This is a genomic window from Lysobacter sp. cf310, assembly GCF_900114355.1.
Classification (GTDB): Bacteria; Pseudomonadota; Gammaproteobacteria; order Xanthomonadales; family Xanthomonadaceae; genus Lysobacter.
Genome location: NZ_FOSS01000003.1, coordinates 41,520 through 53,240, shown reverse-complemented (window position 1 = coordinate 53,240; position 11,721 = coordinate 41,520). Strand labels below are relative to the sequence as shown.

The following is an 11,721-nucleotide window of genomic DNA, read 5'->3' as shown; positions in this document are numbered from 1 at the left end:
CCGCGGGCCGGTCGGCCCACGTCGCGTTTGACGGTCTTTGATACCCGGAGACCGCGGCCGCGATCCCCGGGTGAGGCGGTGACTCGATACGAGCCGATGCGTTTCATGCCGTGGCGATCAGCGCAAACCGGTTTCGTTGCGGGCGATCACCAGGCGCTGGATCTCGCTGGTGCCTTCGTAGATCTCGGTGATCTTGGCGTCGCGGAAGTAGCGCTCCAGCGGCATTTCCTTGGAATAGCCCATGCCGCCGTGGATCTGTACGGCCTGGTGGGCGATCCACATCGCCGCCTCGGAGGCGGTCAGCTTGGCGATCGCGGCTTCGTTGCTGAAACGGCCGCCGTGCTGCTCGGTCTGGCCCTTCTGCCAGGCCGCGCGCAAGGTCAGCAGCAGCGCCGCGTCCAGCTTGCACTTCATGTCGGCGATCTTGGCCTGGGTCATCTGGAAGGCGCCGATCGGCTGGCCGAAGGCCTTGCGCTCGCGCACGTAGGTCAAGGTGGCCTCGTAGGCGGCGCGGGCGATGCCGATGGCCTGGCTGGCGATGCCGATGCGGCCGGCGTCGAGCACGCCCATGGCGATCTTGAAGCCGTGGCCCTCGTCGCCGAGCACGTCCTCGGGACGGGCGACGTAGTCCTCGAACTCGATCTCGCAGGTGGCCGAGGCGCGGATGCCGAGCTTGGGCTCGGTCTTGCCGCGGTGGAAGCCCGGGCGTGCGGTGTCGACCATGAAGGCGGTGATGCCGCGCGCGCCCTTGTCCGGATCGGTCATGGCGAACAAGACGATGTACTTGGCGACCGGGCCGGAGGTGATCCAGCTTTTCTTGCCGTTGATCACGAAGCTGCCGTCGGCCTGCTTGACCGCCTTGCAGCGCATCGCGGTGGCGTCGGAGCCCGACTGCGGTTCGGTCAGGGCGAAGGCGCCGATCTCGCGGCCCTCGGCGATCGCGCGCACGTAGAGCTGCTTCTGCTCCTCGGTGCCGAACTTGAGAATGCCGTTGCAGAACAGCGAATTGTTCACCGACACGATGGTCGAGTGGGCGGCGTCGCCGGCCGCGATCTCGACCATGGCCAGTACGTAGCTGATCGGGTCCATGCCGGCGCCGCCGTACTCGGCCGGCACTTCGATGCCCATCAGGCCGTTCTCGCCCAGGGTGCGGATGTTCTCGAGCGGAAATTCGCCGGTACTGTCGTGGTGCTCGGCGCTGGGAGCAATCTTTTCCTGGGCGATACGGCGCGCCACGTCCTGGATCATCAACTGCTCTTCGGTAAAGCCAAAATCCACGTCGGCACCTCTGCTGGTTCTGGAGTGGCAGCGGCCTGAAACCGCTCCCGGGACAGGGATCCGCGCCGCGCAAACCCGCGCGCGGATCGAGCCGCGGCCTTCGTTCCGCGGCCGCTATGCGAATTGTAGCCGCGCCCGCCGAATAACCCCACCTCCCGCCACAACGCCAGCTGCATCGCGCGCGGCGCAAGACTTGACCCTTTCGGGCGCGCGGAGGACACTTATCTCTGTATCGCGATAGGTTGATGGAAGCTGGGCGCCGGCGAACCCGGATCGGCACCGTCCCGCGGCGGCGCCCGAGCGCCCTTTGCCGCCATCCCTAGTCCCGAATCCCGCATACCTAAGGCTTGAACCATGGATCTCGAAGGCTGGTCGTCCCGACTCAAGGTGTTCGCAGACGCCACCCGCGTGCGCCTGCTGACCCTGCTGGAAGGCGAGGAGCTGACCGTGGCCGAGCTGTCGGCGATCACCCGCCTGGCCCAGCCGCGCGTCTCCACCCACCTGTCCAAGCTCAAGGAGGCCGGCCTGGTGCGCGACCGCCGCGCCGGCGTGTCGTCCTACTACCGTTTCGACGAAGCCGCGCTGGACCAGGCCCAACGCGCGCTCTGGCAGACCCTGAGCACCGGCAGCGACGACCCGCTGCTGCGCCAGGACGCCGAGCGCGTGGCCGGGGTGCTGTCGATGCGCGCGGCCGATCAGAACTGGGCCGACTCGGTCGCCGGCGACATGGAACGCCACTACTCCCCGGGCCGCACCTGGGAGGCGCTGGCGCGCTCGGCGGTGCCTCTGCTGCAGCCCGGCGACGTGCTCGACATCGCCTCCGGCGACGGCGTGCTGGCCGAACTGCTGGCGCCGCACTCCAACCGCTATCTGTGCCTGGACGCGAGCACCAAGGTCGTGGCCGCGGCCTCCGACCGCCTGCGCCGTCTCAGCAACGTCGAAGTGCGCGAAGGCGACATGCACGCGCTGCCCTTCCCCGACGCCAGCTTCGACCTGGTGGTGCTGATGCACGCCCTCACCTATGCCGAGCACCCGGCGCAGGCGGTGGCCGAGGCCGAGCGCGTGCTGCGCCCGGGCGGCCGCCTGCTGTTGACCAGCCTGGCCCGGCACGAACATCGCGGCGTGGTGGCGGCCTACGGCCACGTCAACCTGGGGTTCTCGGAGAAGGACCTGCAGAAGTTCTCGACCAAGGCCGGCTTCGAGATCGTCAGCTGCGAAACCGTGACCCGCGAGCGCCGGCCGCCGCATTTCGAAGTCATCGCCCTGATCGCGCGCAAACCCCCCGCCGAAACGTCGGCGCGCAAGCCGTCCAAGAAGGCCTGAACATGAAGACTCTGCCCTGGCTCAACCCGACCCGCGCGCACGCCCTGCAAGACGCGCTCGCCGCACGCATCCTGCTGATGGACGGCGCGATGGGCACCATGATCCAGCGCCACGAGCTGGACGAGGCCGCCTATCGCGGCGAACGCTTCGCCCTGGGCTACGACGGCCTGCGCGCGCCCGAGGCCGAGGCCGGCCACGCCCACGGCGAAGGCTGCGGCTGCGCGCGCGACCAGCGCGGCAACAACGACCTGCTCAGCCTGACCCGGCCCGAAGTGATCTCCGGCATCCACGCCGAGTACCTGGCCGCCGGTGCCGACCTGATCGAGACCAACACCTTCAACTCGACCACGATCTCGCTGGCCGACTACGGCCTGGAGCATCTGGCCTACGAGCTCAACGCCACCGGCGCGCGCCTGGCGCGCGCGGCCTGCGACGCCGCCGAGGCGCTGGACCCGTCGCGCCCGCGCTTCGTGATCGGCGTGCTCGGCCCGACCAGCCGCACCGCCTCGCTGAGCCCGGACGTGAACCGCCCCGGCTATCGCGCGGTGACCTTCGACGAGCTGCGCATCGCCTACCGCGAGGCCACCGACGGCCTGATCGACGGCGGCGCCGACGTGATCATGGTCGAGACCATCTTCGACACCCTCAACGCCAAGGCGGCGGTGTTCGCGGTCGAGGAAGCCTTCGACGCGCGCGGCGCGCGCCTGCCGCTGATGATCTCCGGCACCATCACCGACGCCTCCGGCCGCACCCTGTCGGGCCAGACCGCGGAAGCGTTCTGGTACTCGCTGCGCCACGTCCAGCCGATGGCGATCGGCCTGAATTGCGCGCTCGGCGCCAAGGACCTGCGCGCCCACGTCGACGTGCTGGCCCAGGTCGCCGACGCCTACGTCAGCGCCCACCCCAACGCCGGCCTGCCCAACGCCTTCGGCGGCTACGACGAGACCCCCGAGGACATGGCGGCGGTGCTGTCCGAGTTCGCCGAAGCCGGCCTGCTGAACCTGGTCGGCGGCTGCTGCGGCAGCACCCCGGCGCATATCGCCGCGATCGCCGCGGCGATCAAGGACATGGAGCCGCGGCGACTGCCGACGCTGGTCAGCGCAGCGGCATGAGTCGGTAACGAGTAATCAGTCGGTAACGAGTAGAGAGACAAACCGGCAACGAGCGGAAGCACCCAGCTCGTTAGCGGTTACTCGATTCTCGCTACCACTCCTCAGCTTCAAGCCTCAAGAGCATTTTCGAATCGCACACCCGATGACCACCGCCCTCCCCCGCCAGACCCGTCTCAGCGGCCTCGAGCCGCTGCAGATCACGCCCGAAAGCAACTTCATCAACGTCGGCGAACGCACCAACGTCACCGGCAGCGCGCAGTTCAAGAAGCTGATCATGGAAGGCCGCCTGGACGAGGCGGTCGTGGTCGCGCGCCAGCAGGTCGAGAACGGCGCCCAGGTCATCGACGTCAACATGGACGAGGGCCTGCTGGACTCCGAAAAGGCGATGGTCGACTACCTCAACCTGATCGCGGCCGAGCCGGACATCGCGCGCGTGCCGGTGATGGTGGACAGCTCCAAGTGGAGCGTGATCGAAGCCGGACTGAAGTGCCTGCAGGGCAAGGGCATCGTCAACTCGATCTCGATGAAGGAAGGCGAGGCCGAATTCCTGCGCCAGGCCCGCCTGGTGCGCCGCTACGGCGCGGCGGTGGTGGTGATGGCCTTCGACGAGGTCGGCCAGGCCGACACCATCGATCGCAAGGTCGACATCTGCTCGCGCGCCTACAAGCTGCTGACCGAGGAAATCGGGTTCCCGCCCGAGGACATCATCTTCGACCCCAACGTGTTCGCGATCGCCACCGGCATCGAGGAGCACAACAACTACGCGGTCGACTTCATCGAAGCCACGCGCGAACTCAAGCGCCGCTTCCCCTACAGCCACATCTCCGGCGGCGTCTCCAACGTCTCGTTCTCGTTCCGCGGCAACGAGGTGGTGCGCCAGGCCATCCACGTGGTGTTCCTGTACCACGCGATCCGCGCCGGCATGGACATGGGCATCGTCAACGCCGGCGCCCTGCCGCTGTACGACGATCTCGACGCCGACCTGCGCGAGCGGGTCGAGGACGTGGTCCTGAACCGTCGCGCCGACGGCACCGAGCGCCTGCTCGAGATCGCCGACCGCTACAAGGGCAAGAAGGGCGAGAAGCGGGTCGAGGACCTGGCCTGGCGCGAGCGCCCGGTGCGCGACCGCCTCAGCCACTCGCTGGTGCATGGCATCGACCAGTGGATCGAGGAGGACACCGAAGCCGCGCGCGCCGAATCCACGCGCCCGCTGGACGTGATCGAAGGCCCGCTGATGGCCGGCATGAACGTGGTCGGCGACCTGTTCGGCGCCGGCAAGATGTTCCTGCCGCAGGTGGTCAAGTCGGCGCGGGTGATGAAGAAGGCGGTGGCCTATCTGCTGCCCTACATCGAGGCCGAGAAGCTGCGCACCGGCGATGTCGGCAAGTCCAACGGCAAGATCGTGATGGCCACCGTCAAGGGCGACGTGCACGACATCGGCAAGAACATCGTCGGCGTGGTCCTGGCCTGCAACAACTTCGACGTGGTCGACCTGGGCGTGATGGTGCCGGCGCAGACCATCCTGGATCGCGCCAAGGCGGAGAACGCGGACCTGATCGGCCTGTCCGGCCTGATCACGCCCTCGCTGGAGGAGATGAGCCACGTCGCGCGCGAGATGCAGCGCCAGGGCTTCACCATGCCGCTGCTGATCGGCGGCGCCACCACCTCGCGCGCGCACACCGCGCTCAAGATCGATCCGCACTACAAGTCGCCGACGATCTGGGTCAAGGACGCCTCGCGCGCGGTCGGCGTGGCCCAGTCGCTGATCTCGATCGAGCTGCGCGAACCCTTCGTAGCCGCCAACGCCTCCGACTACGCCGAGATCCGCGAGCGTCACAAGAACCGCGGCGACGGCAAGCGCCTGGTGCCGCTGGAGAAGGCGCGCGGCCAGCGCTACGACGGCGGCTGGGCCGACTACGCGCCGCCGGCGCCGCGCCAGCCCGGGCTGCACGTGTTCGACGACTATCCGCTGGCCGAACTGGTCGACTACATCGACTGGACGCCGTTCTTCAACACCTGGGAACTGGCCGGACGTTACCCCGCCATCCTCACCGACGAGGTCGTCGGCGCCCAGGCCAGCGAGCTCTACCGCGACGCGCGCGCGATGCTCAAGCGCATCGTCGAAGAGAAGTGGATCAGCGCCAAGGCCGTGTTCGGCCTGTGGCCGGCCAACAGCGTCGGCGACGACGTGGTGCTGGGCGACGAGGCCGGCACGGTGCTGCACTTCCTGCGCCAGCAGGCCGACAAGCCGGTCGACCGCCCCGACTTCTGCCTGGCCGATTTCATCGCGCCCAAGGACTCCGGGCGCCAGGACTGGATCGGCGGCTTCGCCGTGACCGCCGGCCTGGGGATCGAGCCGCACGTGGCGCGCTTCGAGGCCGACCACGACGACTACAACGCGATCATGCTCAAGGCCCTGGCCGACCGCTTCGCCGAGGCCCTGGCCGAGCGCCTGCACGAGCGCGTGCGCAAGGAGTTCTGGGGTTACGCCGACGACGAGACCCTGAGCAACGACGCCCTGATCGACGAAGGCTACCGCGGCATCCGTCCGGCCCCGGGCTACCCTGCCTGCCCCGAGCACAGCGAGAAGGTCACCCTGTTCCGCTTGCTCGACGCCGAGAACAAGGCCGGCCTGCAGCTCACCGAGAGCTACGCCATGTACCCGGCCGCGGCGGTCTCGGGCTACTACTTCAGTCATCCGGGCAGCCAGTACTTCGTGGTCGGGCGGGTCAACAAGGAACAGGTCGAGGACTACGCGCGCCGCAAGGGCGTGAGCGTGATCCAGGCCGAGCGTTGGCTGGCCTCGAATCTGGATTACGATCCGGAGTGACACGGTGCGGGGCGCTCGTCGACCGCCCCACCCGCCGCCCTTGCCGAGCACGACCGATGAGCGAAACCCAGCCGTCCGACCATGACGCCGACGATGAAAACCTCGGCAACGCCGCCTTCATCGAGAAGTACGCCGGCCCCGGCCGGATCGGCCTGTGCGGCGGCCGCGACTTCATCAACAAGCTGATCCGCAAGGCGCAGGCGCCGCTGACCCACGACGGCCACCGCAGCCTGTGGTCGCACGCCTTCGTCTTCAGCGAACGCCGCGTCGACGGCCAATGGTGGGTGATCGAGTCCGATCTGGACCTGCGCTACCGCCAGATCCGCCTGGGCGTGCAGGAGAACCGGGTCGAGCGCTATTACGACGCCGAGGCCTTCCCGAACATCGCCATCCTCGACTTCGGCCTGGACGAGGCGCAGATCCGCCAGATCCAGATCGCCGGCCTGGACCTGCTGTCGGGCCTGTCCAGCTATTCGATCAGCGAGCTGGTCGGCACCCTGATGGCCATGCACAGCCGGCGCCTGCGCCGACGCAGCAACCTGCTGGCCAAGGAGGGCGCGCTGTATTGCTCGGCGCTGGTCCAGCACTGCTATGCCGCCGCCGGCATCGAGTTCCTGCCCGGCGTGCCCGGCAAGAACATCGCCCCGCACGACATCGACGAATCGCCGCTGCCGCACCGCACCCACCGCATCCTGCGCGACCTGGGCGTGTCGACGGTGCGCGAGCTGAGCCACGAGGCCTTGTCGCGCTTCAGTTGAGCGCCGTCGCCCGAACACCGTGGTTTTGTATCGGCCCTGCCGCCGCCTCGCCGCTGCCCCGACCGCCGCAGGCGGCCTGCCGTGACTCCCGCGAAGGCGGGGATCCAGGGGCCTCGCCAGGCATGACTTTGCAGTCACTGGATCCCCGCCTTCGCGGCAAGCACGGCCTGGCCGTGCAAGCCGGCCGCGGATCGCCGCTACGCGCGCGATCCGCGACCCGACCCTGCCTCAGTGCGGCTCGATCCAGGGCTGCACCACGTTGAAGCGCGACACCCCGCAGATCTCGAAACCGCCGCCCATGGCGTTGACCACGATGTTCTCCACGCAGGTGTGGTCGTTGGTGTCGCTGCTGACCGCCGAACGCCCGCGCACGGTCTGCAGGGCGATGGTGTTGTGCACCAGGCGGGTACGCGGCGATTCCTGCATCGAGATCACACCGTCGGTCTCGGCCAGGAAATCCAGCATCTGGTTGCCGGTGAGCTGCGACTCGGGCGAACGCATCATCAGGATGCCGCGGTTACCGCGGTAGCCCACGACCACGTTGTTGATCAGCTGCGACTTGGGCAGATCCCACACTTCGATCGCGGGCGTCCAGGCCGGAACCTCGTGGCCTTGGCGCTCGTAGCCCACGACCCGGTTGCCGGTCAGGCGCGAGCCCTGCGGATCGCGGCTGCCGGAGACAAAAATCGGCTGCCCGGCGTTGCTCACGGTGTTGTTGATGAGCTGGCCGTTGCGCTGGATCAGCATTTCGATGCCCACCGGATAGCCGTCGACGCGGCAATTGCGCACGGTCACGTTGTCGTGGCGCCGTACTTCGATGCCGATGTGTCTACTTTGCTGATCGCCGCGCGAAATCGTGCGGGTCTTGCAGTCGAGCTCCACATCGGAGGCGTCGATGGTCAGCGGGTGATCGCGATTGGCGTTGAGGCAGTACTTGCCGGGCGCGTCGATGACGTAAACATCGGCGGCCAGCACGGTGTCGCAGGCCAGCACGGAGGTGGAACACAACAGGCCGGACAAAGCCAGGCCGAGAATCGGTACGACGCGCATGAAATCCCTCTCGATCGATGTCGCGCCGGTCGGCGCGGGGCCGCTCGTCGACCCTGGATCATCCTAGGCGTCCGCTGTCGCATAGCCCGCGACTTGCGGCCGCGGCTGCGCCCAGGCGTGCGCGTCTTGCGATAGTCCGTTCGCGGCGTCGCGCCATCGCGCGACGCTCGATCGTCCCGTCACTGCGAACGCGGTGCGTGGTCGGAGGTCGGCAAGAGTTCCGTCCCGCAACGCCGCGTCCTCAGCGGATGCCCTGTGACCGTACTCAATGGTATGGTTAGCCTTCCGTTCGTCCCGCCCCGCCCCGCCATGTCCGATCTGCTGCTGTTCTCGCACGCCAACGGCTTTCCGGCGCCGGTCTACGGGCTGATGCTGGATGCGCTGGCGGCCGACTACCGGATCGTGCGGCCGGAGCGCATCGGCCACGACCCGCGCTATCCGGTCACGCCGGACTGGCCGCACCTGGTCGAGGAACTGATCGCGCGCGTGCACGCCGCCGCCGGCGACGCGCGCCGCATCTGGCTGGTCGGGCATTCGCTGGGCGGCTATCTCAGCCTGCTCGCCGCGCATCGCCTGACTGACAGCGTATTGGGCGCGCGCGTGGCCGGCGTGGTGATGCTGGACTCGCCGCTGATCGCGGGCTGGCGCGCGCACCTGGTCGCGATCGGCCGGCGCACCGGCCTGGACAATCTGTTGATGCCGATCCGCGCGACCCTGCAACGGCGCAAGCACTGGCCCGACCGCGAAGCGGTGCTCGCCCACTTCCAGGCCAAGCCCGCGTTCGCGCGCTGGCATCCGCGCGTGCTGCAGGACTATGTCGAACACGGCACCCGCCTCGCCGACGACGGCGGCCGCGAGCTCGCGTTCGTGCGCGAGACCGAATACGCGATCTACCGCAGCCTGCCGACCACCGCCCTCAGCGATCTGGCCGCCCAGTTGCGCGTGCCGGTGGCCTTCCTGGCCGGCGCACGCTCGCGCGAACTGCGCCATGCCGGCAGCGCGGCCACGCGCAGGCTGGTCGACGGGCGCTGGACCTGGATCGAAGGCAGCCATCTGTTCCCGATGGAACGGCCGCTGGAGACCGCGCAGGCGATCGCGGCGATGATCGCGCGCATGCGCCCGGCCGACAGCCACGACGCCGCCAGCCAGGCGATGCGAGCCGCCTGAGCCAGGCGCGTCGACTCACTGCGCGTGCGCGGCCACCGCCGGCGCCGGCGCGCCCGCCTTCAAACCGTCCAGGTGCGCGGCGAAGCCCGGCAACAGCACGCGATTGCCGTGGCCGCTGAGGTGGTCGCCGTCGAAATACAGCGGACGGCCGTCGCGCTGCGCCGTGCAACTGGCGCCCGGGCACAGCAGCGGAAACGGATCCCAGACGCTGGCGCCGGGGACTTGCGCGACGATCTGCTGCAAGGCCGTCACCGCCGGGGCGCGGTAGCGCTGCAGGAAATCGCGCTCGACGCTCAGCCCGCGCGCGCAGATCGGATTGTCGTGGTTGAACCAGTCCGAGCAGCGGTACGGCGGCGCGCGCAGCAGGGGCTTGGGCGCCTCGAACACGATGCGTACGCCGCGTTGCGCGAGCGGACGCAGGCGTTCGATCGCGCCGGCCACGCCCTGGCGCCGCGAAGCGTCGGCCTCGGCGCTGAACATCGCGGTCACCGCGGCCTGCTCGTCGAACAGCATCCATTGCTCGGACAGCCGCGGCAGGCGCAGCGCCGGCAGGAACAGCACGTCGCCGCTGCGCGCCTGGCGCGTCACGTCGGCGAGCACGGCATCGACGTAGCCGCGGCATTGCGGATTGTCGAACTCGCGGCGATCGACCAGGCCGGCCACGCCGCAGCCGCCGGCGAAGTAGAGCCGCACCGTGCGGCCGCTGGCCAGCACCGAGCGTTGCAGCAGTTCCGAATAGGCGCCGGCATGCGAATCGCCGGCCACGAACACGCGCCGCGCATCCACCGGCGCCGACGCGCAGCCGCTGCGCTCGTAGACCCAGGCCGCGCCGCCCTCGATCTGCTCGGTGCGCGACACCAGCTTGCAGCCCGGATAGGCCGGATCGGTTTCCGGCCCGTACGGATACCAGTCGCCGGCGTTGCGGCTGACCACGCTCAGCGAATAGTCCTGCGCATGCCGCGCGACATGCCGGTAGATCGCGCTGGAGGAGAACACCACCAGCACCGCCGCGGTCACGAAGCCCCAATTGCGCATGCGCACCAGCGGCGCGGCATGCCGCAGCGGGCGCTCGACCCACAGATAGGACGCCGTCGCGAGCGCGAACGTCAGGCCCAGCGCGAGCGCGCGCGCGCCGGCCGACTCCAAGCCCAGGGTCCAGCGGAACAGCACGAACACCGGCCAATGCCACAGGTACAGCGAATACGAGATGCGTCCGATGCCGACCGCCGGCGCGGTCGACAGCACGCGTCCGACCCAGCCGCCCGCGCCGCCGGCGTACAGCAGCCCCAGCAGCAACAGCGTGCCCAGCACCGGCCACACGCCGTCGGGCCAGGGCGAATGGCCGGGCCGCGCGTACACGAAGCCGGCCGCGATCAGCAGCAGCGCCAGCGCCAGTCCGGCCGAGCGCAGCCAGGCCGCGGCGCGCGCGCCGCCCCCGTCCGTGCGTCCCGACACGCCGGCCAGGCTCAGCGCCTGATACAGCAACACGCCCGCGCCCAGCTGCCAGAAGCGGCTGGTGCTGAGATAGAAGGCTTCGACCGCGCGATCGCCGGCCCCTGCCAGCAAACGCGCGTACCACAGCGACACCAACGCGCCCACCGCGAACAGCCCCAGCGAGATCCAGCGCTTGCGCGCGCCATAGCTCCAGGCCAGGAACAGCAGCGGGAACACCACATAGAACTGTTCCTCCACGCCCAGCGACCAGGTGTGGGTGTAGGGGTTGAACTCGACCTTGGGCGAGAAGTAGTCGTTGCCGGTCGCGGCCAGCACGAAGTTGCTGAGCCCGAAGAAGGCCATGCGCCCGGTGTTGCGACTGGTCTCGCTGAGCCAGGCTTCGGGGATGAACAAGGCGCTGGCGACCACGGTCGCGAGCAGGCAGACGATCAGCGCCGGCGCGATCCGGCGCAGGCGGCGCGCATAGAAACGCAGCAGCGATTCGAAGAAGCCGGCGCGCGGGAAGCGCGCGACCGAGGCGCTGACCACGAAGCCGGAGATGACGAAGAAGATGTCGACGCCGGTGAAACCGCCCGGCAGCCACGCCGCGTTGAGGTGGTAGGCCACCACCGCGAGCACGGCGACGGCGCGCAGGCCGTCGATATACGGAAAATAGTCTGACTGACGCTCGTCTACGCGCATCGGTATCCATTCGCGGACGAGCCGCGGGCGCCGTGGCGCGGCGCGGGGTGATCGGAACGGCGCGACC

General features: G+C 69.1%; 8 protein-coding genes. 5 read left to right on the top strand and 3 right to left on the bottom strand.

Annotated features, from left to right (window positions below):
* Positions 1-117: 117 nt before the first annotated feature.
* Complete coding sequence (locus BMZ45_RS11550) at positions 118-1,338, bottom strand: acyl-CoA dehydrogenase family protein (protein WP_343124209.1); 1,221 nt, start codon at positions 1,336-1,338, stop codon at positions 118-120.
* A gap of 294 nt (positions 1,339-1,632) precedes the next feature.
* On the opposite strand from BMZ45_RS11550, the gene BMZ45_RS11545 reads away from it, so the two are divergent.
* The 4 genes from BMZ45_RS11545 to BMZ45_RS11530 all read left to right on the top strand — a co-directional run bounded on the left by BMZ45_RS11545 (position 1,633) and on the right by BMZ45_RS11530 (position 7,301).
* Positions 1,633-2,601 carry an ArsR/SmtB family transcription factor gene (locus BMZ45_RS11545; RefSeq protein ID WP_091636556.1) on the top strand — a complete coding sequence of 323 codons (969 nt, stop codon included), beginning with the start codon at positions 1,633-1,635 and terminating at the stop codon, positions 2,599-2,601.
* Positions 2,602-2,603: 2 nt separating this feature from the next.
* Complete coding sequence (locus BMZ45_RS11540) at positions 2,604-3,713, top strand: homocysteine S-methyltransferase family protein (protein WP_091636553.1); 1,110 nt, start codon at positions 2,604-2,606, stop codon at positions 3,711-3,713.
* A 142-nt stretch (positions 3,714-3,855) separates the two neighbouring features.
* Positions 3,856-6,543, top strand: coding sequence for a methionine synthase (metH, locus tag BMZ45_RS11535; RefSeq protein ID WP_091636550.1), 2,688 nt, complete (start codon positions 3,856-3,858; stop codon positions 6,541-6,543).
* A gap of 56 nt (positions 6,544-6,599) precedes the next feature.
* Complete coding sequence (locus BMZ45_RS11530; RefSeq protein WP_091636548.1) at positions 6,600-7,301, top strand: hypothetical protein; 702 nt, start codon at positions 6,600-6,602, stop codon at positions 7,299-7,301.
* Between the two features lie 228 nt (positions 7,302-7,529).
* On the opposite strand, the gene BMZ45_RS11525 is transcribed toward BMZ45_RS11530, so the two are convergent.
* Positions 7,530-8,351, bottom strand: coding sequence for a right-handed parallel beta-helix repeat-containing protein (locus BMZ45_RS11525; protein WP_091636545.1), 822 nt, complete (start codon positions 8,349-8,351; stop codon positions 7,530-7,532).
* Positions 8,352-8,660: 309 nt separating this feature from the next.
* Here BMZ45_RS11525 and BMZ45_RS11520 point away from each other — a divergent pair, with 309 nt between their 5' ends.
* Positions 8,661-9,518, top strand: a complete 858-nt coding sequence (locus tag BMZ45_RS11520) for an alpha/beta fold hydrolase (protein WP_091636543.1) — start codon at positions 8,661-8,663, stop codon at positions 9,516-9,518.
* Between the two features lie 15 nt (positions 9,519-9,533).
* Here the strand turns inward: BMZ45_RS11520 and BMZ45_RS11515 are convergent, their stop codons facing one another.
* Positions 9,534-11,654, bottom strand: a complete 2,121-nt coding sequence (locus BMZ45_RS11515; RefSeq protein WP_091636540.1) for an acyltransferase family protein — start codon at positions 11,652-11,654, stop codon at positions 9,534-9,536.
* Positions 11,655-11,721 lie beyond the last annotated feature (67 nt).